At 58.2% G+C, this 24,520-nt stretch carries 16 protein-coding genes; 5 read left to right on the top strand and 11 right to left on the bottom strand.

Annotated features, from left to right (window positions below; genetic code table 11):
* Positions 1-85 precede the first annotated feature (85 nt).
* The 7 genes from IVB24_RS14480 to rfbC form a co-directional block, all read right to left on the bottom strand.
* Positions 86-2,299: a peptidase domain-containing ABC transporter gene (locus tag IVB24_RS14480; protein WP_247773335.1), complete on the bottom strand. Its 2,214-nt coding sequence runs from the start codon at positions 2,297-2,299 to the stop codon at positions 86-88.
* A complete protein-coding gene (locus IVB24_RS14475; RefSeq protein WP_247773333.1) occupies positions 2,277-2,597 on the bottom strand; it encodes a hypothetical protein in 321 nt (106 codons plus the stop codon). Before IVB24_RS14475 ends, IVB24_RS14480 begins: the two co-directional genes overlap by 23 nt.
* A 10-nt stretch (positions 2,598-2,607) precedes the next feature.
* Positions 2,608-8,292 (bottom strand): DUF4082 domain-containing protein, encoded by a 5,685-nt coding sequence (locus tag IVB24_RS14470; protein ID WP_247773332.1) that lies wholly within the window; start codon positions 8,290-8,292, stop codon positions 2,608-2,610.
* Between the two features lie 120 nt (positions 8,293-8,412).
* The gene (rfbA, locus tag IVB24_RS14465) at positions 8,413-9,297 is read right to left on the bottom strand and encodes a glucose-1-phosphate thymidylyltransferase RfbA (RefSeq protein WP_247774095.1); all 885 of its coding nucleotides are present in this window, start codon (positions 9,295-9,297) and stop codon (positions 8,413-8,415) included.
* Positions 9,209-10,198 (bottom strand): dTDP-4-dehydrorhamnose reductase, encoded by a 990-nt coding sequence (gene rfbD, locus IVB24_RS14460; RefSeq protein WP_247773331.1) that lies wholly within the window; start codon positions 10,196-10,198, stop codon positions 9,209-9,211. Before rfbD ends, rfbA begins: the two co-directional genes overlap by 89 nt.
* A 7-nt stretch (positions 10,199-10,205) precedes the next feature.
* Complete coding sequence (gene rfbB, locus IVB24_RS14455) at positions 10,206-11,264, bottom strand: dTDP-glucose 4,6-dehydratase (protein WP_247773330.1); 1,059 nt, start codon at positions 11,262-11,264, stop codon at positions 10,206-10,208.
* A 14-nt stretch (positions 11,265-11,278) separates the two neighbouring features.
* Positions 11,279-11,836, bottom strand: a complete 558-nt coding sequence (gene rfbC, locus IVB24_RS14450; protein WP_247773328.1) for a dTDP-4-dehydrorhamnose 3,5-epimerase — start codon at positions 11,834-11,836, stop codon at positions 11,279-11,281.
* Between the two features lie 345 nt (positions 11,837-12,181).
* Between rfbC and IVB24_RS14445 the strand changes: the two genes are divergently transcribed.
* The 3 genes from IVB24_RS14445 to IVB24_RS14435 all read left to right on the top strand — a co-directional run bounded on the left by IVB24_RS14445 (position 12,182) and on the right by IVB24_RS14435 (position 18,210).
* Positions 12,182-14,515 carry an AAA family ATPase gene (locus tag IVB24_RS14445; RefSeq protein WP_247774094.1) on the top strand — a complete coding sequence of 778 codons (2,334 nt, stop codon included), beginning with the start codon at positions 12,182-12,184 and terminating at the stop codon, positions 14,513-14,515.
* Positions 14,516-14,589: 74 nt separating this feature from the next.
* The gene (locus IVB24_RS14440; RefSeq protein WP_247773327.1) at positions 14,590-16,590 is read left to right on the top strand and encodes a hypothetical protein; all 2,001 of its coding nucleotides are present in this window, start codon (positions 14,590-14,592) and stop codon (positions 16,588-16,590) included.
* Between the two features lie 153 nt (positions 16,591-16,743).
* Positions 16,744-18,210 (top strand): exopolysaccharide biosynthesis polyprenyl glycosylphosphotransferase, encoded by a 1,467-nt coding sequence (locus tag IVB24_RS14435; RefSeq protein WP_247773326.1) that lies wholly within the window; start codon positions 16,744-16,746, stop codon positions 18,208-18,210.
* A 67-nt stretch (positions 18,211-18,277) separates the two neighbouring features.
* On the opposite strand, the gene IVB24_RS14430 is transcribed toward IVB24_RS14435, so the two are convergent.
* A complete protein-coding gene (locus IVB24_RS14430) occupies positions 18,278-18,646 on the bottom strand; it encodes an H-NS histone family protein (protein WP_247773325.1) in 369 nt (122 codons plus the stop codon).
* A gap of 697 nt (positions 18,647-19,343) precedes the next feature.
* Here IVB24_RS14430 and IVB24_RS14425 point away from each other — a divergent pair.
* Positions 19,344-19,733 (top strand): H-NS histone family protein, encoded by a 390-nt coding sequence (locus IVB24_RS14425; protein ID WP_247774093.1) that lies wholly within the window; start codon positions 19,344-19,346, stop codon positions 19,731-19,733.
* A gap of 60 nt (positions 19,734-19,793) precedes the next feature.
* On the opposite strand, the gene IVB24_RS14420 is transcribed toward IVB24_RS14425, so the two are convergent.
* The 3 genes from IVB24_RS14420 to IVB24_RS14410 all read right to left on the bottom strand — a co-directional run bounded on the left by IVB24_RS14420 (position 19,794) and on the right by IVB24_RS14410 (position 22,391).
* Entirely contained in the window at positions 19,794-20,861 is a 1,068-nt protein-coding gene (locus IVB24_RS14420) for a nucleotidyltransferase family protein (protein ID WP_247773323.1), read from the bottom strand.
* Entirely contained in the window at positions 20,848-21,987 is a 1,140-nt protein-coding gene (locus tag IVB24_RS14415) for a PqqD family peptide modification chaperone (RefSeq protein WP_247773322.1), read from the bottom strand. The genes IVB24_RS14420 and IVB24_RS14415 overlap by 14 nt, the downstream gene beginning before the upstream one ends.
* Positions 21,988-22,151: 164 nt before the next feature.
* A complete protein-coding gene (locus IVB24_RS14410; RefSeq protein ID WP_247773320.1) occupies positions 22,152-22,391 on the bottom strand; it encodes a hypothetical protein in 240 nt (79 codons plus the stop codon).
* Positions 22,392-22,975: 584 nt separating this feature from the next.
* Between IVB24_RS14410 and IVB24_RS14405 the strand changes: the two genes are divergently transcribed.
* Complete coding sequence (locus tag IVB24_RS14405; protein WP_247773319.1) at positions 22,976-23,191, top strand: hypothetical protein; 216 nt, start codon at positions 22,976-22,978, stop codon at positions 23,189-23,191.
* Positions 23,192-24,520 lie beyond the last annotated feature (1,329 nt).

Below are 24,520 nucleotides of genomic sequence, written 5' to 3'. Positions count from 1 at the left end.
GGCCTGAACTTTCGCCGTCGCTCGACCGTTCTGGCCACGACCGGACCGTCCGGTTTCGTATCCGCGCGTGATTGCCTCGTCTGCTTCATGCAGTCTGCTTCATCTGTTGGTTCCACAAATGCCTGTAGATCGTGCATTTCGACAGGAGGTGGTCGTGTCGGTCCATGTCGACGATCCGGCCCCGGTCCATCACCAGGATCTGGCTTGCTTCGGTGAGCATCGAGAGCCGATGCGAGACGATGATGACGGTACGCCCTGCGGCCAAACGGCGGAGATTGCGCCTGATGATCAGTTCGCTTTCGGCGTCGAGCGCGCTCGTCGCTTCATCGAAAATCACGATCCGCGGATTGACGATCAGGGCCCTCGCGATCGCGATCCGCTGCTTCTGGCCGCCGGACAGGTTCGAGGCGTCTTCCTCCAGCATGGTGTCGAAGCCGCGGGGGAGTCGCTCGATGAACTCGTCGGCGCCTGCAAGCTGCGCCGCCGCGACGATCTCAGCAAAGGTCGCGTCACGTTTCACGCAGGCGATGTTGTCACGGACCGTTCCGCGAAACAGAAAATTGTCCTGTAGGACGATCCCAAGGTTTCGGCGCAGATGCGCCAGGTCGAGCTCCCTCGAATCATACCCGTCGATACGCAGCAGCCCCTGCTGCACCGGATACATGCCCGAAATCAGCCGCGTAAGCGTCGTCTTGCCGGAGCCGCTCCGGCCCACGATCCCGAAGATCGAACCTGGCTCGATAGCAAAGGACACATCATCAAGTGCCGGCGATCCCTCGGATCCGTAACGAAAAGACACGCTGTCGAACTCGATTTTTCCGGAGAAGTCGGGCCGCAGACCGTCTTTCCTGCCATCGCGTTCGGGTTTTTGATTCATCACCTCGCCGAGCATTTTCACGGCAAGCGCGACCTCCTGATATTCGTGAACCATGGTCACGAGCTGAACCAGCGGTCCGGAAACCCGCCCCGCCAACATGTTGAAAGCGACCAGCGCGCCGATCGTCATTTCGCCAGCGAAGACATCGAGTGCTCCGACAGCGATGATCCCAAGCGTCATGATCTTCTCGAGAAATCCGGTGAGCGCCTGGGCGCCTGCGGAAATCCTCTCGACACCGAATCGCATGGCCACGGACTGCGCACAGCGGCTATCCCAGATCGCGCCCTGCACCGGCTCCATCCCGAGCGACTTCACGGTCCGCATGCCGTGAACTGTTTCGACAAGCAGAGCCTGCCGCGCACCTTCCGCCTGGTAAAGATCGTAAAGACGTCGTCGGAAAGGACCCATGAGCAGCCCAACGACAGCACCGCTCGCGGCCGTAAAGGCCAGAACCATGAGCGTCAGCTTAACGCTGTAGAGCGCAAGGACCGGCAGGAAAACGAATAGCGAGAGCGCGTCGAGGGTGGTCAGAAACAGTCGCCCGGTCAGGAACTCGCGGATCCGCGCCGCCTGTTGCATGTGCTTGACCAGCACGCCGGCGGCCATGCGCTCGAAAAAGGTGACCGGTAGCCCGAGGAGATGAGCGAACGTTTTCGTAGCGACGCGGATGTCGACCTTATTGGTCGCATAAAGCAGCAGGTAGCGCCGCAAAAAGCCGAATATGGCGTCAAAGACGAGTGCGACGGCCGCTCCTGCCGCAAGCACGTAGAGCGTCGTGAAGCTCTCATGGACCAGCACCTTGTCGATGACGAGCTGGAAGAAGATCGGAATGATCAGGCCCAACGCATAGAGCAGAATGGCGGCAATCGCGACGTCCCTGAACAGTCGCCATTGACGTAGCAGCTCCGGTACGAACCACCGGAGGCCGAAGCTCCTCCGGCCATCCAGAGCCGATTGCTCGCGCTTGATCAGGATCGTGTCACCGGCCCATTGGGCACAGAAACGGTCGCGGTCGACAACCAAGACTTCATGCTTGCGGTCGGCGAGCGGGTCGAAGACGCAGACCGCCTCTGTGCCCCCAGCTTCCCGTTCGGCACCAAGGACAACGACACAGTTGCCATTGGCGAGCCGGGCCAGCGCCGGATACGCATCTCCGAGACGGATCAGACCACCCCAGTCCAGTTTCGTGCTCCTCGCGCGCAGGCCCGCATCCTTCGCCATGCGCACCAGAAGATTCAACGACGGCGGAGCAGCCACGGCGTAGGCGTGCTTCAGGCGCTCGACCGGCAGGTCGATACCATGATGTCCGGATATCTTGGACAGGCATTCCAATGGCGTCTGCGTTGCCTGCCCGGGCGCGTCCGCAGCCTGAGCGTTCGCGTCGTCCGCGGCGTCGATTTCAGCGGAAATTTGAAGAGACATTCAGCGACCGTGTGTTAGTCGGCAGCGCGCTATGCACTTCCGACGTGGCGTTGCGCGACTCGGCTGGGGGGTTCCTACGGACCGCCCCCGCATCAACCAGGCCCTGGAGCGCTTTCTGCATTACATCGACTGAATTGGCGAAGGCTTCGACCGAAAAGATCAGCCGCTGAGAGAACACTTTTTGGGGGAGATTTTTTGAGTCGCGCTCCGTCGGTGAAAGACTGACCAGATCGACACGGACGATGGTTCCGCTGACGGTGATTTCCTCAATTCCATCGGTATAAAGTTCGGCGTGCATCCTGCGTCTCCTATGCTACTAGCTGCGGCCTAAAAACAGCGTCAACGCCATAACTGGTTGAGTTGTAGGTGTTGGTCGGAAACAGGCTGCCTGTCCCGTATGCGAACACGCCGTTGCCGCCGATCGATGCCGAGGATGGAGCCGTCAACGGTCCGTTGGTAATTGCGTTGGCCAGGAGGCCAGCATCGGCGGCGTAGTTGCCTGCAGTGTGGTAGCTGGCGACATAGGTTGCCCCCGCCGTGATCGTGACCGGCGTCGCGAAATTGACCTGTTGCCAGCCGCTGGCTGTTTCATTGGCAAAAGTCGCGGTGGCCAGCAGGGTACCTGTGCTACTCCACAGATTCGCAACATGGGCCCCCGTGTTGGTCGGTCCCTTGTAGAAGCGCAGGCCAAGGACGTCTCCCGCGGTGGAAGCTTGGAATTTTATTCCGAGCTCGACCGAATTTTGATCGTTCACGGCAACCACGCTGGGCGTCGGATTCGAGGCGAACAGACTTACGGTGCTCGCTGACGGCGCACGCACGGTCACCCCCACATTCGCGCCACCGGTACCGCCCCGGCCATCGGAGATCGCGTAATTGAACGACGCCGCCCCGGTGTATCCGCTGGCCGGAGTAAAGGTCACGGTGTTGTTCTGGGCATTAAAGCTGGCGGTGCCGTTGACGGCCCCGCTGACGCCCGTAATCGACAGAATGTCCCCATTCGGATCGGTATCATTTGTCAGGAGTGCCGACCCGGAAATGCTGAGTGGCACGTCTCGTGTCGCATTGAAGTCGCTGTCGTTGTTGGCGACCGGTGGCTGGTTCGTGCCGCCGCCGGAAGTGCTAAACACCACATCCACCCAGTAATTGGCGGCATTGAACGTGCTGGTCGGAATCAGGTTTCCTGTTCCATAGGTGTAGACACCATTGCTGCTCGCGGGCGCCGTGAGTGGCCCATTGGTGCGGGCCGTGGTGAAGTAGCTCGGCGTATAGGCATAACGGCCGTTGCTGTGGAAGCTCGCGACGTAGGTAGTGCCGGCCGTAACCGACACCGGACTGCTGAATGTGACTGTTTGCCAGCCGCTGCTGGTCTCGTTGGCAAAGGTTGCGTTCGCAAGAATCGTGCCTGTGCTGCTCCACAGAGACCCGGTATGGATGCCGTTGTCGTTCGAGCTCTTGTAATACCTGATGCCGGTGATTGTGCCGGCCGCGGAGGACGTGAATCGCACCCCGAGGTTGGCTTGTGACGTGTCGGACGACGATAGCACCGAGGGCGTATCGGAGGACGAGAACAGACTGAACGTCGATGGAGCTGTGCTCACCACGATATTGAATGTCCCGCTCGCGGACAGGCTGCCGAGATCGGTCGCTGCCGCCCTCACGCCGAGCGTGCCGATATCGGCCGACGTCGGAGTGCCGCTGAAGGTCCGGGTCGCAGTGTTAAAGGTCAACCAGCCAGGGAGCGCCGAGCCATTGGCGGCGGTTGCGGCATAGCTGAGCGAATCGCCTGAATCGACATCGGTGAAGGTGCCGACAGGCAAAGTCAGCGAGAAGGCCGAACCGACCGTTGCTGTTTGATTGCTGGTCTGGACCGCCAGGACCGGTGCGTCGTTGGCGCCATGAATCGTGATCGTGACCGTGGACGATGACGTCGCCCCGGCGAGGTCGCGCATCGTGTAATTGAAGGCATCAGTCAGCGTATTAGTCGTGAGCCGCAATGCCTCCACGGCCGGATCCGTTTCATTGACCGTGTAGGTGAACGCACCCGAGGCATTGAGGACTAGGCTGCCGCGTGCTCCATTGACGGCAGATCCAAGCGTGCCAGACGTTGAGCCAAAGCTGACGGCCGTAACGGTCTTGGTATCGCCGGAATCCGGATCGGTGTCGTTGGTCAGCACGTTGCCTATGGCGGACGAGCCACCGGTGGCGTTATTCACGCCACCCTTCTCCGTGGCGTCGCCGGTATCGGCGACGGCGGTCGGCGCTGCGTTTGCGGTCGTCGTCACGGTGATGTTGAACGTCTCACTTGCGAACAGGCTGCCGAGATCGGTCGAGTTGACCCTCACACCGACAGTCCCGACATTTGCGGACGTCGGTGTGCCGCTGAAAGTGCGGGTCGATCCGCCGAAGGTCAACCAGCCGGGAAGTGCCGAGCCGTTGGCCCCTGTTGCCGTATAGGCGAGTGAATCGCCGGAATCGAGGTCTGTGAAGGTGCCGGCCGGCAGCGTCAGCGAGAAGGCCGAAGCTACCGTTGCGGTTTGGTCGCTGGTCTGGATCGCCGACACCGGCGCATCGTTGGCGCCGTGAATGGTGACCGTGAGCGTCGTCGAAGATGTTGCTCCGGCGGTGTCACACATCGTGTAGTTGAAGACCTCAGTCAGCGTGTTGGTCGTAAGCCGCAGGGCCTGCACCGCAGGATCGGCTTCGTTGATGGTGTAGGTGAAAGCACCTGAAGCAAGTAGCACCAGGCCTCCGTGCGCTCCGTTCAGCGTTGAACCGAGCGCGCCGGAGGTCGAACCGAAGCTGATCGCGGTGACGGTCTTGGTGTCGCCAGCGTCCGGATCGATATCGTTGGTCAGCACATTTCCCGTGGCGGGCGAACCGCCGGTGCCGTTGTTCACCCCGCCCTTCTCGGTTGCATCGCCCGTATCGGCGACCGCGGTCGGCGGCCCGTTGCTGCCATTGCTGGGGACAAACACGACGTCAGCCCAATAGTTCGAAGAAGCAAACGTATTCGTCGGGAAGAGTCCGTTCGTGCTGGTACCGCCGTACGAATATACGCCGTTCCCCCCGGACGTTGCGGAGGAAGGCGCCGTCAAGCTGTCGCTCGTGAAGGAATTTGCGAAGAAGTTGTTCGTGGCGACATAGGCGCCATTGGTGTGATACGAGGCGACATAGGTCGTATTGGCGCTGATCGTGACGGGTGTCGCCAGATTGACCGTTTGCCAGCCGCTCGCCGTGGTGTTGGTGAAGCTCGCGCTGGCAAGCTTGGTACCGGTCGAGGTCCAGAGGTCGACAAGGTCGGTCCCGGTGTCGCTTGGACTGCGATAGAATTTCAGCGCGGTGATCTGTCCCGCCTTGGAGGAAATAAACTTCAGGCCGACTTCAAGCGGCGTCCCATCGTTCAAACTGGTCTGAGCAGGCACGTTAGAAGCTGCGAAGAGGCCTCCTGAGCTGCTCCCGCCTGTGACGTCGATGCTGACCGTGGCAGGTGTCGCCTGCATGTTGACACTGTCGTCAGTCGCGCGAGCTTCGATGAGCTGCGTGCCGGAGCCCGAAGCGATCCAGGTATAGCTCCAGCTCGTCGTGCCGCTCACCGGGTGCCACGTCGTGCCACCATCAGTCGACACTTCGATGCCGGCCACGAGTCCACCGACGTCCGAGGCTGTGCCGGTGATCGTGACGGTCTGGCCCTGGCTGACGCTGGTTCCCCCTGTCGGGGAAGTGATGACGGCCGTTGGCGCGGTGTGGTCGGTGGAGGCCTGGGCGCTCACGAGGCCCGCCTGCAACGTCTGGGGATTCACTCCCATATCAGCCAAGAGATTTACCATCGACTGCTGCACGGCAGTACTGACTGGCGCGGTGAGGCCCTTGTACGGAACATACTGGTCTGACAATCCCCACGCATACATGACCGTGCCGGCGCCGAAAACCAGAGCTTTGCTTTCCGGATCAGCGTAGAGAGTGAGGTTATGCGTGGCGGTCCCTGCACCGGTAGTCAAACCATTGTCCAGCAGCAGGGTGTTGACGTTTCTTGTCGTCGACGACATGTCGACCAACCCGGCTGGCCGGAAGCCGTTGTCCTGATCGCTATCCCACTCGTAGCCAAGCAGACGCGTCAGCGTTCCTCCGTTGCCACTGGCAATGCTGGTGTTTCGCCAGAAGCGAAACTGCGACATGCTGGCCGGCACGCTGATGTTGTCAAGCGTACCGATATCGTCCACGGTGAAGATCGTACCGGAAAGAGAGTTCTCCGGAGTACCGGGTCCATAAACTGGATCACGAAATATACCCGCTCCTCCGTTGGCAGTGCCATTCGGATCGAGTTGCGCGCCGCTCCAGATGTTCTTGTACTCGATGATCGTCCGGTTTGCCGTATGGCTCGCGTCGAAGCTTGTACCAAGCTCGATGTCCCAATAGATCTCGTTGCCGCTCAGGAAGGCGAGATCGACGCCGGCGTCGCGCGCGGCAGTAACATTGGCGAACTGCGATTGCGACCAGTATTCGTCATGGCCGGCATCCATATAGGCGCCCGCGTTCAGCAACAGTCCCGGATTGGTCGCGGCATCGATGCCGGAGATGTAGCTGACGTCGTAGCCGTTCCGCTCCAACCAGTAGATTGCTGCGTATTCCTCACCGAACAGGAAGTCCTGCGGCCCGGCCAGGTTAGCGGTCGAATTGATTGCGAGCGGACGGTTGTAGCTTACAGCGTAGGCACGATCGCTATTGTTCCCGTTGGGACCTTCATACAGATTATAGCCGCCCCACGGGTTGTAAGCCTCCCATGTCGTGTCACTTGTTTGGAACACGATGTCCGAGAAGGTGCCATCGTTTCGAACGATGAACGGAACCATGTTCTGGAAGTTGCCGGTGTCCGTCGTCAATTTCGCGAAATAGACACCGGAAGCAGCGCCCGCCGGGACTGTCCAAGAATCCGTGACGGACCAATTTCCGGCATCAACGGTGTTGGTCGGATCATTGAAAAGTGGGGTCGGTTGGTTGGCGGCTCCCGTGTGGTGCATGCTGGTGATGAGGCGCGCGCCATTGCCTCCGTAATAGCCGAGACGATAGATATCGAGCGTGTAACCACTCGAAGCTGTATCGATCTTGAAAGAGACGGCTTGTCCGGCGTTAGTGCTGATCTGCGTCGCGAAGCCCTCAATCTGCGAGTCGCCCTCGTTCGCGATCGATCCGTGGATTGCCCATGTGCTCTTCGGCGTGCCCGGTAGTTGGTTCTCCGTGACGATCTTGTTGCTCGCGTCAGTGAAGGTCGCAGTCCCTGTTTGCGCTCCAGAGGTCGCCGTGAGCTGCAATGTCGCTCCGGTCGATCGGCCATCGGCCGGCACCTGCCATTGCGCGACGACTGTCCCGTTAGCCAGTCCATCCATGTCGCCGATGGCGCCGTCCTTGATCGTGAAGGGCGTATACACATCGGCAATGCCGTTAGCACCGGGCGCGCTCAGTAGATCGGCAACATAGAATGCGACCGACGCTCCCGTCTGGACGCCGGCGGCCGTAAACGTTGCCGTACTGCCGGGCGCGTAGTCCGCGCTATCCGTGGTTACGGACAAAGAACTTGTCGAAGAACTGACGGCAGGTCCGCCCTCCACCCGGAAAAGTGGCGCAGCCTCAGTTGAGAACGTCCGGCGCCCTTCGTTCGGACGAGCCACCAGACTTGCCGAACTCGAGCGCAGAGCGGCCAATCGCGACTGAAAAGATGCGGAGGAGCCGCGCGGCACACCGCTGCGCAAGTCTGACAGTTCACGCAAGCCGACACGAGACGAGTGTTGGAAGAATGAGGCGTCACCAACGAGGCCGGGCTTAGCGGAGGACCCGCCTGCCGGCGGATCAGCAAACGGCCTTGCCCAGAGGTCCGGCGGCTCAAAGTCCGCCCCTGCATTCCAGCGCGTCGAATCCTGCCAAAGAACGGGAATCCCCCCCGGAAAAACCGCCCGTGCACTCGGGCCGAAGACGCTCGCCTTTTGATCCAGCATGGCCACACCAACTAGATAGATAATTCCCATCTATTTTATTTAACTTTAAATGGACGGTCAATTTCTTAACTAAATACACCCAGGTACATTTAAAATAACTTTCCATTATCGCTAACCGAGCTATTGCGAAGCAAACTGTGGCAGCGCGGTGATTTCGCTCAGATATTTGCCGTAGCCGCTCTTCTCCAGCGGCTGCGCCAACGCGAGAAGTTGATCACGATCGATGAAGCCGAGTCTAAAGGCGACCTCCTCGAGACAGGCAATCTTCATTCCCTGCCGCTTTTCCAGGGTTTGCACGAACGTCCCTGCATCGATGAGAGACTCGACCGTGCCGGTGTCCAACCAAGCAAATCCGCGACCCATGCGTTCGACGTGGAGCGCATTTGCCGAAAGGTAACGCATCTGAAGATCGGTAATCTCGAGCTCGCCGCGTGGTGATGGTTCGACGCGACGGGCGTAGCGGACCACGCGATTGTCGAAAAAATACAACCCCGTAATTGCCCAGTTCGAAGCTGGACTTTTGGGTTTCTCCTCGATCGATACCGGGCGGTCCGCCTCGTCGAACGCGACCACGCCGTATCGTTCCGGGTCTCGCACGTGATAGGCAAAAACGGTTGCGCCTTCCTCCCGTCCTGCCGCTCGGGCAAGTAACTCGCTCAGACCGTCGCCGAAAAAGATATTGTCCCCAAGTACCATCGCCACACGGTCGTTTCCGATGAAATCAGCACCAACAATGAAGGCGTCCGCGAGCCCGGCGGGACGGGTTTGCTCCGCGTAGCTGAGCCGAATGCCCCATTGGCTGCCGTCACCCAGCAACCGCTCGAACTGATACCGGTCTGGAGGCGTTGTAATGATCAGAATTTCACGGATTCCTGCCAACATCAGCGTCGATAGGGGATAATAGATCATTGGCTTGTCATAAATCGGAAGCAACTGTTTGCTGACCACCCGCGTGATCGGATAGAGGCGCGTTCCGCTGCCGCCAGCCAGCACGATTCCCTTCATCATCGGTTTCTCCTTCTCCGACCAGCTGCTCCAGGCAAGCTTTGAGTGAATGGCGCCAAGGCGCCAATCGAATCCCGAACACACGTTCCGCCTTCATTGAATTCAGACGCGAGTTCCGAGGTCGGCGCGCGGCGGTCGGAAACTCTTCGGTCGTGATCGCCTCGAGCGCCGGAACCAGCGCTCCACGTCGAGAACGCTCACAGAAGATTGCCTGAGCAAAGTCGTGCCAGGTCGTCTCGCCCTGTCCGGCGAGATGAAAGATACCGGCCGTGGCCCTGCGATCGTCCGCTACCGACCGCTCTGCGATCCGGAGGACCGCCTCCGCGAGATCGGATGCGAAGGTCGGATTGCCATGCTGGTCGCGGACAACCCTTACAGTCTGCTGCGTCTCGCATAGCCGCAGTATCGTTCGAACGAAATTGCTGCCATAGGGGCTGTAAATCCACGAACATCTGATCACGGTGGCGAGCGGGTGAGCGGCCAGTACAGCAGCTTCACCGGCCAGCTTCGACGCGCCGTAGACGTTCAATGGTGCGGGAATGTCACTTTCATCGTATGCATCGGACTTCGTGCCGTCGAACACATAGTCGGTCGAGAGATGGATGATTGGAATGTTCATCTGCCATGCGCTATCCGCCAATGCCGCCGCGCCATCGCGGTTGACGCTGAACGCCTTCGCTGCCTCAGATTCCGCCTGATCGACCGCCGTATACGCGGCCGCGTTGATGATTGCAGACGGCGCGATTGACGCGATGAGCTTGTCGATACCCTCGCGGTTCTCCAGGTCGAGTTCCGGGCGCCCGAGCGCTACCACAGGCAGATCGCGCATTGCAGCATGATCGCGAAGGCACTTTGCCAACTGGCCGTTTCGGCCGGCAATGAGGATGGGTCGCACTGTCATCTTCACCTCAGTGTTGGGAAGCCAGGAGACCGAGACGCGAACCATCGTAGACGCCGCGGCGGGTACGCTCCCACCACGTACGATTTTTGAGATACCATCTCACTGTTTCGGCCAGCCCCTGTTCGAACGTTCTCGTCGGCTTCCAGCCGAGTTCGCGATTTGCCTTCGACGCATCGATTGCATAGCGCGCATCATGTCCCGGCCGATCCGGCACGAACGTGATGAGGGATCGCCTTGGTCCCGCGCAAGGAATTATTCGATCCAGCTCATCACAAATTCGGGTTATGACATCCATATTGGATCGCTGCGCATCTCCGCCGAAATTATACTTCTCGCCCGGTTTCCCCTCGTGCAGCAGCTTTATCAAAGCGGCGGCATGATCGTCGACGTGAAGCCAGTCGCGAACATTTTTGCCGTCGCCGTAGACCGGTAGAGGCTTCCGGTCGATCGCATTGAGAATCGTCAGCGGGATGAGCTTTTCTGGGAACTGGTATGGCCCGTAGTTGTTCGAGCAATTCGATACGATGACCGGCAAACCGAAGGTTCGAAACCACGCAAGTGCGAGGTGGTCCGATGCAGCCTTACTCGCCGAGTACGGCGAGCTCGGTCTGTAGGGCGTGTCCTCGCGAAATAGATCGTCTGGCCCCAACGAACCGTAGACTTCGTCGGTCGACACATGGACGAAGCGAAATTGCTTCCGCCTCTGAAGTGGCAGGCGTTCATAGTAGGTTCTGGCCGCCTGCAACAGCGTGTAGGTGCCGACAATATTGGTGTTGATGAAAGCATCGGGCCCGTTGATCGAGCGATCGACGTGGCTTTCGGCGGCCAGATGGATGATCGCATCCGGCTCGTAGTCGGCGAAAGCAAGATCAACGACCTCGCGATTACAGATATCGGATTGCAGGAACGAATAGGTCTCCAGTCTCTCGATGCTCGCAAGGGACGCCAGATTGGCTGCATATGTCAATTTGTCGACGTTGATCACTGCGGCACCAGTCTGCAACACCAAGCGACGACACACTGCAGATCCGATAAAGCCCGCTCCGCCGGTCACCAAGATACGCATCTATCTCGTCTCCATTAGTCGAAAACGCAACCAAGCTGGTTGAGCGCAGGAAGGACGTGGTCCTTCGGCGACAGCTGAGCCTCTGAGGTTGTCACAGGCCATTCAATCTCTAGTGCTGGATCAGCCCAGTAGACGCCACCGTCATGGCCTGGGGCGTAGACCTGGTCGACCTTGTACAGGACGACGGTTTTGGGCTGCAGTGTACAGAAGCCGTGCGCAAACCCCTTCGGAATGAACACCTGCTCATCGCTTTCACTATCCAACTTGATCGCGATGTGCTTCCCGAAGGTGGGCGATGAACGCCGCAGATCCACTGCGATATCGAGAATGGCCCCGCTCAACACCCGTATCAGCTTCGCCTGGGCGAAAGGTGGTCGCTGGAAATGCAAGCCGCGTACCGTGCCGATACGATCCGAGCTGGACTGATTATCCTGAACAAAGTCGTGCAGAATGCCCTTCTCCGCGAAAGTCGATCGCTGGAAGGTCTCAGAGAAATAGCCGCGGGCGTCGGAAAACCGATCTGGCCGAATTACTTTGACATCAGGGATCGCCAAGGATCGCAATTCCAGCATTGGTATTCTCCTGCCCCCCAAATATCGATCGGGCTTCCGATGCGGTGGCCTTAGGACGACGGAATTGACTTTCCACCCCTCCAACCACACCCGAGTGCTCGCATTAATTTAGGCGGACGCCATCAATTATACGTAGACCGCTGAAATATATAGACTTTGATCCACATTAGCTCCCGCGGATAGCCGCAATGTCATTTTCATCCTCAACCCGATTAATATATGATTTATTTAATTTGGCAATATGATTTTTATCAGCTACATAATCGATCGCCGCCTGCGGGTCTCCTTGAACGTGGTCTGCTTGCGCGCAGCCGCAACGTTCTCCACCGTCGAGACAGGTACGTGATGCTCCAGAACAATCTTAGAGACGCGGATAGACTACGGCTGCCGGTGAACTTGACCCAACCCGCCCAGACCGACGGCGGAGGGATCAGCGAGGTCATCAATCTGGGGATCGGGCTGTTACGGCGTCAATTTCTCGTAATCCTGGTCACTGCTGCACTCGTGATTGCGGTCAGCCTGCTCTATCTCCGGCTGGCATCTCCAACCTACACCGCCCAGGTTCAGATCCTGCTGGCCAATCCAAGAGCGCAATTCGTCCAGCAGCAGTCACTCCTGGCCGAGCCGCCTTTCGATCTCAATCAGATCGAGACCCAGATTCAGCTCGTGAGATCGAAGGCCACCGCGGTTGCGGTCATCGATCAGTTGAAACTGACCGACGATCCGGACTTCAACGCATCGGGGCCATCCCTACACTCGCTCTGGCAACGAGTTCGATCATGGGCCTCCACTGGACCGAAGAAGGAGGCGCTATCCGATAGGCATGGCGAACCATCGGACTCTATTGTAGACGCATTTCTCAGTCGGCTTTCCGCGCAGCGTGTCGGGTACAGCACCGTCATTGAGATCAGTTTCAATTCGAGTTCCGCAGCTCGAGCTGCGGAGGTCGTCAATGCGATAGCCAAGACCTATGTTGCCGATCAACTCAATGCAAAATTCGACGCCAATCGTAGAGCAACAACCTGGCTGCAGGACAGGCTGCGCGATCTCGGAGACCAGGCCCTCGCCGCACAACGTGCCGTCGATGTCTACAAGACCAAGAACAACATCGTGTCCCTGGATGGAAAGACCATCGACGAGCAGCAGATCACGGAGATCAACAACCGATTGGCCATCGCACGCGCCCAGACCTCTGAGACCACGGCCAAGCTGTCTCGCTATGAAACCATCCTTGCCTCCGATCCTAAAAAAGCATCCTCGATGGTCGATCTGGATGCTATCGGGAGCGATGGGCTGAACAGCACGATCATCACCGCGCTCCGCCAGCAATATCTCGAACTCACCCGACGTGAGGCCGAATTGACCGCAAGAGTCGGTCGCGACCACTTGGCAGTCGTCAATGTCCGGAACCGCGCGCGGGAGTTTCGCGTCTCCATTTTCGACGAAGTCCGGAGACTTGCCGAAGTCAGCCGAAGCGAATTCGAACTCGCCAAGCAGCGCCAGGAAGAGATCGAAAAACAGCTGTCCAAGGCCGTTACGCAATCTCGTTCAGTCAACTCTGCCGAGCTCACCATCAAGGATCTGGAAAGCCGGGCCAAGGGCTTGCGGAGCCTGTATGAGACCTTCCTGCAGCGCTACATGAGCTCCGCGCAGCAGGAGACGTTTCCCATCTCGGAAACGCGGGTGATTTTCCCTGCTTCGCCGCCGTCGAACAAAAGCAAGCCAAAGACAAGATTGGTGCTGGCGCTCGGCATTGTCGGCGGTCTCGCACTCGGCATCGGCCTGGCGCTCCTCAGAGACCTCATGGACCGCGTCTTTCGCACCTCTTCACAGGTCGAAACCGTGCTGGAATTGCCTTGTCTATCCATGATCCCGCTGTTGCCGACCCCCAAATCCACGAAGCCGGCAGTTCGACCACAGACATCCGAGGATGATATTCAGCAACGAATAGTTTCGTCTCCAACCGCAATCCATCGGACCGTGGTCGGGATGCCACTTTCTCGATATACCGAAGCCATTCGTTCTATCAAGCTGGCCATCGACCACAATCCGGCGAAAATTTCCTCGCAGGTCATCGGTATTACCTCGGCCCTACCCAATGAGGGAAAGACCACACTTGCAGCCTCGCTTGCGCAATTGATCGGACATACCGGCAAGAAGGTCATCATCGTCGATTGCGACCTCAGGAATCCCTCGCTGTCTTCGATCCTTGCGCCCAGAGCGGCCTGCGGCCTCATCGAAGTCGCAAACGGCAGCCGGTCGTTCACTGATGCAATCTGGCGGGATCCGACGACCAATCTTGCATTTCTGCCTGCCGTGCGGCGGGGACATCTGCTTCACACCAGCGAAATTCTTTGCGCCGACGCGATAAGCAAGCTGTTCGACCGTTTGCGGGCCGAATATGACTACGTCATCGTCGACCTTCCTCCCCTGACCCCTCTGGTCGATGTCCGAGCCACTTCATCTCTCATCGACTGCTACGTCCTGGTCGTTGAATGGGGCCGAACCAAAATCGATGTCGTGCAACACGCACTGCACACGGCCCCCAACATCCACGAATTGCTGATTGGGGTAGTTCTCAGCAAAACGGATACCAAAGCAATGGCTCGATATGATGGTCATCGGAGCTACTACTATCATGACAGCCATTACATCCGTTATGGCCTTTCTGGCTCCTGAGGCTTTATCATAGCGGCCTGCACGTTTTCCCGCCAGCGGATCAGCGGGGTGGCCGCACCACACATGGTGTTTACATGATTGTCCGGCTTGTCTTGTTGGCCGAGTTAGTGGCGATTACCGCGGCACTCGCGATGCCAGACACCTTGCAAGTCTGGGCGTTGACAGCCTTCGTACTTGCAGCAGCGGCGCTGATGGTGGCTTTTTTTCCGCCGCCCGCCTCCCTCGGATTCGCCAAGCTGCTCCGACCTGGTCTCGTCGTTATGCTTGCGGCTCCGGCGCTCTGGATGGTCCTCCAGGCCATCCCGATGCCGATGGGCACACTCGGCAATCCCATCTGGGCAACGGCATCAACGGCCTTGAACGAGCCGCTCGGCGAGATGATCACAGTCGATACCGGGGCGACCATGTTGGCGCTCGCGCAATATTGCGCCGTGCTCGCCGCAGCCCTCGTCACCGCGGTCATCACGCTTGACCGAAATCGCGCAGCGCAAGTCCTGCATCTAATGCTCTCGATAACCACGATTGCTACGGCTATGTGGTTCGGCAAGGAAACGACTGGCGCCGCCGGCCCCGATGGCTCAACCATCGCAGTGCTCGGCGTCTTGCTCTCCTGCGCGACAGCGATACGCGCGATCGATCAGTTACGCAGGCACAGTCGACCCGGAGCAATCGCGCAAGCCCCGCTACCCGCTCTGTCCGCCGCGATCATCGCAATGCTCATCTGCATGGCGGCGCTGCTTATTCGGGCCAATGCTGCCGCCATCGTTGCCGCCCTGCTCGGGTCAGGGCTCTTGCTGTCCGTGTTCGCTATTCGCAGGTGGTTCTTGGGCTTGTGGGGGACCGCTGGTGTTCTTGCAGGCGCCGCCATCATCTTCATAGCCACCTTAACGGTCATTCCGCTTAGGACGAACACGGATCCCACGATCGCATTGTCGACGAGCAGTCAGATCGCAACCGAGCGGATGCTGCAGGACGTCGCGCCGGCGGGATCCGGCGCGGGCGCTTCGACGGTCCTCTTGCCGATTTACCGGGATGCCGAGATCGGCGCCTCGCGGGAGAAGCCAACCGCCGCCGCCGCGATCGTTATAGACATGGGATGGGCCTTTCTCTGCGCCCTCTTGATTGCTTCAATGCTAGGCGCGTGTATCCTGATCGGACGCTCTCTGTCGCGGGCCCACGATTACGTATATCCAGCCTTGGGCGCGGGAGCGTCAATTGCGCTGACGATATTGGCCTTTGCCGACCACGGAATTCTGGGTTTAGGCGCATCGCTTTCGATCGCGACGCTTTTCGGGCTGGCGTTCGGCCAAAGCGTCCCTGGCGCATGCCGCAACGCCCTGTCTTTGGAATCGAAGGACAGTTCCGACCGGGCTCCCGGTCCAGCTCCGGCGCCTCGCTCTAAGTTCGCGTCAGCGTATGTCACCGCTTGGCCCCGCATCACCTTAATGGTGCTAGGGAGCACGCTGATCATCCAGACACTATGGATGGTCTTCCCTGAGTGGTATCGCGGTGGTCAATCCTCGTTGTCCACCGCAGCAGCATGGCTGGACCGGATCTCGAAACCGGTTTCGATTGCGGCAGCGCGTGAAGATTTGTGGATCCTAGGGGGATCCAGATCCATCCGGAATGCGGCCCATTCTGCGAACGAGCCAAAGACGGCTCCTCCGGTCCCTTCGAATGCGCTTGCTCGCGCATTACGCTATTCCCCGCTCCGCGGCGATATTTGGCTCATGCTCGCGGCGGCGTCCAAGCACGATTCGGCTCGGTCTAACACGGCAGCGATGCTCAAGATGTCGTACTATACCGCGCCCAATGATCTGGACTTGCTTCCGTTACGCGTATCCATCGCACTCGCTACAGATGCCGTGGTACGGGAGCCCGAACTTCGCGACCTGATCAAACGTGACGTGAGCCTCGTCTTTACGCATCGGCCTGCTCTCAGGCCGGCGCTTGTGAGCGCGCACCGGTCCGCATCGGCCGATGGTAAGACCTATCTCGAAGGCCTGATTTCAGAGCAGGACCCGACATACCTCGACCAGCTGCGCGCGCGGAATTCCCGGCAGGGTTCTCGATAAGGTCCCAAGAGCCGGCGATCTCCGGCTCGACGGTCGATCATGAATACCCCGACCGGGTCCCACGACGAAATTAGCCTGAGTGCACCGCGATTTTACGCTTGATAAATTTTGTTAATTTATTAATAATTAAATATTAAATTGCAGGGCTCGACGATGAATTTCGTGAACCGACATTTCCATGAACGTGAGCTAACCAATCATGTCAGTCCCGGGCCGTCAGTATCCCGCCAGCACAAATGGCCCCTTCGTTATGACGCTGTCCAACACGTGGCACTCTGCGCGGATATTGCAACCGTTCTATTTGCCGGCGTCGTTTCTACATTTCTGTACCAAGCTCAGAATGGGCAAGCCGCGCCTGACTTGAGTGACGCTGTTGGCCTGGCGCTGGTGAGTGCAGCTTGTCTTGTTTGTCTGCTGAAGACCCGCGGGCTTTATCAGCCAGTTGAGCTTCTTGTCCTCCGAAACCAGATCCGCGCGGTCTGTCTGGCCTGGACGTCATTATTGGTCTTCAGTTGGGGGGTGTACGGCCTGGTAGGTCCGGGGACTTCCCAGCCGGCAGCTATGCTTTTCGCCGTGCTGGCCCTCGGCTTGCTTCTGGCCGAACGGTGGGCGGTCAAGGCGCTGCTCGGAAGAGGCCTGAGCGGCAGAAAGTTCGCGACCACAAATATTGTGCTGATCAGCGATCAACCACCGTCGAAAAACGCGGGTTTGTCCGAAACCCTCTCAATGCAAGGTTATTGCGTCACGGGACGGTTCAGCTTGCCTCAGCTTGGCTTCACTCCCGTCCGTCGAAAGCAGCTCACGGCCCGGGTAATTGACTACATTCGCAACTGTGAGCTTGACCAGGTGGTGGTGGAAGCTGACCCGGAACGATGGCCGGAACTGCGAGCCTTCGTTGCCGATTTGCGAGTGTTGCCGTTTCCGATCATGTTCGTGCCCGTCGGCACGATTTCCGAGCTGCTGCGACATCCCACGCGGAGACTTGGAAGTGCCATTTGCGTAGAGCTTCAGCGTGGTCCCCTTACCCCGCTGGAATACGCGATTAAGCGGCTGATCGATCTTATCGGCGCGGGCTTCGCCTTGGCGATACTTGCCCCGCTGCTTGCTCTGGCGGCGGTCGCGATCAAGCTGGATTCTCCCGGTCCTATACTCTTTCGGCAGCAACGCTGCGGCTTCAACGGCCGGGTCTTCCTGATCCGCAAATTTCGGACGATGCATGTGCTCGAGGATGGCCCCGTTGTCCCGCAGGCCAATCGCGCCGACCGACGCGTCACCCGCGTCGGCAAATGGTTGCGCCGGACAAGCTTCGATGAGCTACCACAATTGCTGAATATTCTCGATGGCAGCATGTCGTTGATAGGTCCGCGCCCGCACGCTTTGGCTCACGACGGAGAATTTGACAAGCTCGTGCGGAGTTACGCTCTTCGCCGCAGGGTCAAGCCAGGACTGACCGGGTGGGCCCAAGTCCATGGCTGCCGCGGTCCAACGCCCACGGCAGTCATGGTCGAAACACGTATACAATACGATCTCTGGTACATCGACAACTGGAGCCTTCGGCTTGATCTCGCAATCATGCTGCGAACGCCCGTGGAGGTGCTGCGGGGGCGCAATGCCTACTAGCAGCCCGGCCCACCAGGCTGCGCCGCCGAGCATATCCCGATCATTCTGTTGGCAGGACCGGAATCTATCAGGCCCGCTGACGAACCTTCGACCCAGTCTCCCCGATGCGAAACTCCTCAATCCGTTTGCCGGACTTCATCGCGGCAACCAGCCACCGTGGACGCTTGCCACGTCCTGACCAGGTCTCGGCGGTCTGAGGGTTCCGATATTTCGGCAGCACGCGCGGATATTTACGCCGCGGCTTCTCGGTAAGAGACAGGCTTGTCGAACCCAGGTCCGCCAAAACAGTCGTTCCGCCCCCGAGAGCGGCAAGGCGCTTTTCCAATTCGTGTTTTTCCGCCTTGATCCGATCGGACAGGATCCCGCTGATTTCTTCATGCAGCGACCAGAGATCGTCAAGCGACATGGACTCAAACTCGAGTTTTTTTGCTGACATATTATACCTAGTAGTTGCGCCAACTGACAATGCTTCCATCGACATTAATCAAGCCGGGAGTCCGGATTTTCCAAAAAAAATAGATGGAACCCTGCAAAAACTAGCGCCTCACATAACTGGGTCGCGCTTACTAATCAAGCTGAAAAAAAAAGCAATCCGCATATTTAACTGCGGAAAGGTGCCCACGTTGCAAGCTTGAGACGCAACTGCGGAACCCGCTCCCGCGACGGTTGCGCATCGAAAGGTGAGATTAAGCGAGTCGCGGGAATAACCTGCCGCGTTGCAGTCTCGACGCGGATGCACCGTGTGTGGATCCGCCCTTCACTGTCGAGATACCCTCGTTGTCCCTCGGCCGTCCAATAACCGCAACCGGGAGCGTATCACCTCCATATCCCCTAGCGCACGCCGGCGGAGCACAATTTGGGGCTTCAGGCCTGGATGTCCAACGAAGCAGCCGAGGGCAGGAACGGGCATATCGTATCTTGAAGGCGCTAAAGTGGGTACTCGATCAATTCAATCCACTATGCCACCTCTTGGCCGGCAATAGCCATTCCTTCACGTAAAAAAACATCGCAATAATTATTAAATCAAATATAATAATTTTAATTCCCGAATCAATTTCAACGCTGACTTCAGTCAATCATGGAGGGAGGATGGTGGATGAATGACTGATCAATCGAACGGTGACGAGAAAGCCATGCGGAGGCAGGATCTCGAAGCCATGGACTTTGAGGAACTTTGGCTCCTACATGAGGAGCTTACGAAGATTCTTGCTGAAAAGATCACGGCCGAAAAGCGGGAATTGGAAAAACGACTCTCGCAGCTGAACCAGCCGGACCAATTCAGTGACGCTGAAAGCGGTACGGCCGAAACCGGAACTGGCAAGACGCCGCCGCGCCGCAAGTATCCGAAGGTCTTGCCAAAATACTGCAACCCGTTCCAGCCGACCGAGACCTGGTCAGGACGTGGTAAACAGCCTCGTTGGCTGGTTGCCGCCCTCCAATCCGGCCACACGCTCGAAGAGTTCAAAATCCTCGAGAACGGCAAGCCCTCTGATCGGAATGTCCGTGGTAAGGAGCATTCCTAGCCCTGCAATCGCTGCCGGAGCGCTCCCGCCGGTCTAGAAGCCGACGCAGCTGCTGCCGCGCTAGACCTTCCCCACACGAACTGCGACGGCGGCCTTCAACAGAAAATGCAAGGTGTCCGCCTTTGGGATCGACCACAGCGAACGGCGTGCGTTATGCGCATAATCAACGGACGATTCTCGCCGATAGTTTCTGAGATCCAGGACAGTCATCGCGAGGAACGGTAAGCGTGAGCCCGGAAAGCGCGCCTGCATCACTTGGCGAATGAAGTGCAGACGCGGAATCAGTCTGGAGCGCAGCGTGTGGGGGATTTCGACTCCAAGCAACTCAGCGAGGGCAACCAGCTGGGTTTCGACCGCGTTTCTCATGAGTTTGCCCGAAATATGGGAGGTCAATTCCTGCCAGTCGAGACCCCCGATGGAACTATTCAAATCGCGCAATTCGACCAAATGCCGAAGATCTAGGTCGCCGAGCCAATAGCCATAGTCTTGAAATTGATCGTGGATGATCAACATGAGCGCCCGGTACGTGGGCGTCGGAATGAGCACCGTTCCCCGCCCAAGCCCCGCAGGAATGCAATGGCTCAGAACGGGATCGCGGTAGAAGTGGCCGGGGCCTGGAGCTGCAAGCTGCAGATCGATGGCCCCGACGTCGATTGATCGGATCAACTCGACGAACCATCTCCGACTTTCGCGCGGAGCTTGATCATGTATCTCATAGCCAATTGCGCGAAGAGCTGCAATTGCTCTTTCACCTTCGCCCGGCAAAACCATGATATCCAGATCGGACATCAGCCGAACACCTCGCCGCTCGTTGGGCGTAACAGCTAGTGTAGCCGCCCCCTTAAGCAACACGGGCGTAACTCCGCGCTCATTCATCGCAACGACGGCTTCCTTCAATTGGTCCGCCAACCGCTCGTTGCGTTGAACGTTTCGACCATGGATCTGGCGTACATACGCGCAGACGTCCTCAGGCAACATCGCTTCATATTCATCAACGAAGTCGATGAGCGCGGGCGTCGTCAGCGTTTGGTTCGCAAGGCCGACCACGGACATCCAATCCACGTCGGCTGGCGGCGCGCCTCGCAAGCAGCGGCAGAGGCTCATCAGTGCTGAACTATACTTTCCCATTGCACATATCCACCAACAGCTCACGAGCTTTTACCGCCTCGCAGTAGGTAAGCAGATGCGATCGGGCACCAGAAACGATCCCCTTCAATGCGAGAAAGCCGGCCTGCGAGAGCCGCCCGTCGGCGCCGAATGCGCTTCCAATGAGCCGCTTCATCGAATCGAGCGGATCCACCTCGGTTAGCGCCGGCGAACCGTTCGCGACCCTGTTCAAAAAAATGATCCATCTGACAGGGAGACTTCCGTTATGCACATTCGAAACCGGCAAATACCGCACCAGGACGCCGTCGGCCCGGCGATGGGTGATACCGTTCCAACTGCTTTGCAATGCCGACGACCCGTCCCACGATCCTTCCTTCAGGGTGAGGGCAAACGGGATTCCACAGGCCGTGCCATCACTGTCGATCAACGCAATATCATCGCCGGAATACTGAAATCCCGCGTCGACCGACTGTAGTGCGAGTGTCGACTTGCCGGCTCCCGCTTCGCCGCACAAGAGCAATCCAGCTCCGTTCTTCGCAAGAGACGCAGCATGGAGGGCGAAGACCCATCGATCACTTCGGATAAGTCGGTCGGTGAGAAAAGCTTTGATTATCGGTGCAAACGCCTCGACCCCGCACCGATGGATACCGGCATCAATTCCGCCGAAGAGCACTTGATCCTCCAGCATCATGGCTTCGACCGCGATATCGCCTTGAGCGTCCACATTGTCCACAGCACAGAACAGCGAAACCAACCGCTGCAAGAGCGCACGATTTTCAGTCCGGACACTGATGCGGTGCCGCCCCAACATCGCCGAGAGAGCGCAATTGGTCGACATCGGCCGATCGACGTCCAGCAACCCCCGGTCGATCCAAGCGCTTATGGCCTCCCGCACGAACTGGCGCGCTACGGGCTCAGCAACATCGAGCGTGCCCAGCTCGTGATACACGGCTGCCAAAGACGCTCCTTGCGCCAATCTGCACCAGATAAAGCCGCCGAGTTGGTCCAGCTGATAGATCTTCTGTCCTGTCTCACTGAACAGCACCGGTCGGCCATTGAACAGCGCGAAGACTGCATTGGCCGCCGGTTTAAGCGCCACCTCTGAGGAAGATTTTTCCAACACGGCTTCAACCGACCTCTTCGTCATATCGAGTCAGAAGTGAGGAGCCCCGCGTTACACTACTCACAGCGCTTGATCGCACGGACCGCGACCTCAGCTTGGAGGTGTTGCGATGCGGTGCGGGCCTGGTGTTCCGCGCGGGGAACCATCACTCCCGGCGCCTCGTCCGGATCGAAGATGCAGCCTTCCGATCAGACGGCCAGCCGATTGCTTTCATCTCTGCCAAATGCAGGAAAATCCAACATATCATCAGGAACTCTTGGCCACCCCAAGCGATGAGCATCGAGTAGATACCGGTAGACTTCCAGACTCGCGCTCCGCTCCCTTAGAACGCGTTCCATCTCACCGATATTTATGAGTTGCTCGCGCATTTTGGCCAGGTGCTGCGAAACGGGTGTGGAAATGCGTTTGCTGTAAATTGATTGATGCATTTTTCTCTCCCAACCAAACGAATTTAGGCGAAATAGCTTACGTCATCGGCGCGATTTAACAACGGCATTTTCATTTAAAACGAACAAAAAATTTCGCTTTTCGAGCTGAACCAAGAGCGCTCCCTTCAAGACAAAAATGCACGCGAAAAATGACAAACAGGAACTCACGTTACACCGGCACTCAATCGGGCCGCTTCGATAAGCACGCGGCAAAAGGTAGATCGCGATATAAAAATATGACTTACCATTTTAACATTATTTATATACTCGAATATCGGTCCCGCGGAAGGGGGGTGAGCTTGTGATCAAGTCGGCCGAGACGTCTGTCAGGTGCCCCGTCAGGGTTTCCGGGTCCGGCAAGGTACCCCCATTCCAGACGGCTCCTCTGGACAGCCCGGAGACATTCAGCTGCGAGGCACCACAGACGAGCTGCTTCAAGACTGCAGCCTTCAGGAGCACGCTCGAGCGCCGGGCCCGGCCAATCGGGCGAGGCGCTTCAGTGCAGCGCCCCAAGCATCGACCCTCACACTGCAGCTGATTTCTTCCTTTCATTCACCAATGAGCAATGTCCAGGGATGATCCAAATGGGTATGGTTATGGTCAAATGTCCCCAAACCGATCGCGTCATTCCCACTGGTATTACATCGGATCGTGAGACATTTCTGCGAAGTGCGGTATTTTTCGGCAACACGCATTGTCCGGTCTGTCGTGCCAATCACAATTGGTTCGCTCGCGAGGCTTGGGTCGAGGAGCCAGTTGCTCCGTCTGGGGAAATGTTCGGTGCAGCGCGGTCGTGCTGACCGTCCAATCCCATCGGTGAGCATGTTGAGCCGATCAACGGCAGCTTGGCACAAGCGGTGCTTTGCAAGGTCGAGCAGCCCGTGCCTGATCGCGCAATTGCTGCAGGCGCGGAGCGAATGCGATCGAAGGCTGATGAGCCGAGGCTCACCAGCCGCTCGTCTAGGAAAGTTTCGCCACGCAACGCGGCTAAGCCAAACGGGGATTGACGATGATGTACCCTTTGAGGGAACGCGCGTGGATTCTCGTTGCGTGCCCGCCTGAGTTTGCATCGTACGCCATCCAAACGTCACCAGCCACGTGCCGCTCCAAGACGAAGACGTGCCCACGTCGCGCGGCAACCATTCCCGGTGCTGGCGCGGAACGGGGAAAACGCAGCCAATTGGCCGCGAGGTTCAATTCGGACACGATGCGACCAAACACGCGTATAGCCGCGCCACACCCACAAAATGATCGGGGGCAACCAGCCGGCCGACCACCGACGATCCTGGTCTCAGACATATCTGAACTGGCGACGGACATACGAAGACTTCGTCCGCCGTATCGCTGCTGATGCCGGGCTGGTCCGATCAATCTCTTGGTATGCCCAGAGTATGAAAAATCGCAAGGCATACTCACATTGCATTCGGGCGGTGGAGCGGCGCTCAGAGAGCGCGCTTCCGAAGAAATAGAGGTCGCCAACACGAAGCTGACGCAATTACTATTCGGTTGAACATGCAGGACTCCAGGTTATGGGCCTGCCCCGACGCAGAAAGGGCGTTGCATTCTGTCGAAATTAGTCACGGTTTCTCAAATTAAATAACCAATGGCGAGGCAATAAGTCGTTCTGCTCCCAGCGTCGGCTTATGCCCGATCATAAAGGTAATCGACACCTGCTGTATCCTAAATCTTCCACCGCTGACGCGAGTGCGAATATGTTCGATCGGGAATCAGGATCCGCTTTGTCGTCTCGTTAAGTGCATTGGCAGGTCTTGGCCAGTCTCGAAAGCGATTTGGCTCTGCACCATCGCTTGCGTTTCATGGGCGCGAAGGCTGCTGTCATGCATCGAACGGCCTTCGCATCAGCCGCGGTCCATCTCGGGGTGCCTGGCCGCGGTGCAAGCATCAGTTAAATTAGCTGCGAACTTGGTATCTCTCTACGATAATGGCGCATTGTTGGGACAATCGTCGAATCGTCGCCTATCCTCGGTTCCGCGTTGGATTTTGTTCGGCGAACGAAGACTTTCGGTGCATGTATTCTTAAGTCTTGGGATGAAAGGTAAATTCGGGGCTTGCTCAAGCCGCCTATCGAGGGTGACACCAGATGCGCTGGTCAGCGAACGCATCGACAT

The organism is Bradyrhizobium sp. 192, assembly GCF_023100965.1.
Taxonomy (GTDB): domain Bacteria; phylum Pseudomonadota; class Alphaproteobacteria; order Rhizobiales; family Xanthobacteraceae; genus Bradyrhizobium; species Bradyrhizobium symbiodeficiens.
The sequence above is the reverse complement of the archived record's forward strand: the minus strand, read 5'-3'. Positions and strand labels throughout refer to the sequence as shown.

What these genes read in the sequence shown, in the direction of transcription:
- IVB24_RS14480 (WP_247773335.1), bottom strand. Translation starts at nt 2,299, where the DNA reads ATGTCTCTTCAAATTTCCGCTGAAATCGACGCCGCGGACGACGCGAAC.
- IVB24_RS14475 (WP_247773333.1), bottom strand. Translation starts at nt 2,597, where the DNA reads ATGCACGCCGAACTTTATACCGATGGAATTGAGGAAATCACCGTCAGC.
- IVB24_RS14470 (WP_247773332.1), bottom strand. Translation starts at nt 8,292, where the DNA reads ATGCTGGATCAAAAGGCGAGCGTCTTCGGCCCGAGTGCACGGGCGGTT.
- rfbA (WP_247774095.1), bottom strand. Translation starts at nt 9,297, where the DNA reads ATGAAGGGAATCGTGCTGGCTGGCGGCAGCGGAACGCGCCTCTATCCG.
- rfbD (WP_247773331.1), bottom strand. Translation starts at nt 10,198, where the DNA reads ATGACAGTGCGACCCATCCTCATTGCCGGCCGAAACGGCCAGTTGGCA.
- rfbB (WP_247773330.1), bottom strand. Translation starts at nt 11,264, where the DNA reads ATGCGTATCTTGGTGACCGGCGGAGCGGGCTTTATCGGATCTGCAGTG.
- rfbC (WP_247773328.1), bottom strand. Translation starts at nt 11,836, where the DNA reads ATGCTGGAATTGCGATCCTTGGCGATCCCTGATGTCAAAGTAATTCGG.
- IVB24_RS14445 (WP_247774094.1), top strand. Translation starts at nt 12,182, where the DNA reads ATGCTCCAGAACAATCTTAGAGACGCGGATAGACTACGGCTGCCGGTG.
- IVB24_RS14440 (WP_247773327.1), top strand. Translation starts at nt 14,590, where the DNA reads ATGATTGTCCGGCTTGTCTTGTTGGCCGAGTTAGTGGCGATTACCGCG.
- IVB24_RS14435 (WP_247773326.1), top strand. Translation starts at nt 16,744, where the DNA reads ATGAATTTCGTGAACCGACATTTCCATGAACGTGAGCTAACCAATCAT.
- IVB24_RS14430 (WP_247773325.1), bottom strand. Translation starts at nt 18,646, where the DNA reads ATGTCAGCAAAAAAACTCGAGTTTGAGTCCATGTCGCTTGACGATCTC.
- IVB24_RS14425 (WP_247774093.1), top strand. Translation starts at nt 19,344, where the DNA reads ATGCGGAGGCAGGATCTCGAAGCCATGGACTTTGAGGAACTTTGGCTC.
- IVB24_RS14420 (WP_247773323.1), bottom strand. Translation starts at nt 20,861, where the DNA reads ATGGGAAAGTATAGTTCAGCACTGATGAGCCTCTGCCGCTGCTTGCGA.
- IVB24_RS14415 (WP_247773322.1), bottom strand. Translation starts at nt 21,987, where the DNA reads ATGACGAAGAGGTCGGTTGAAGCCGTGTTGGAAAAATCTTCCTCAGAG.
- IVB24_RS14410 (WP_247773320.1), bottom strand. Translation starts at nt 22,391, where the DNA reads ATGCATCAATCAATTTACAGCAAACGCATTTCCACACCCGTTTCGCAG.
- IVB24_RS14405 (WP_247773319.1), top strand. Translation starts at nt 22,976, where the DNA reads ATGGGTATGGTTATGGTCAAATGTCCCCAAACCGATCGCGTCATTCCC.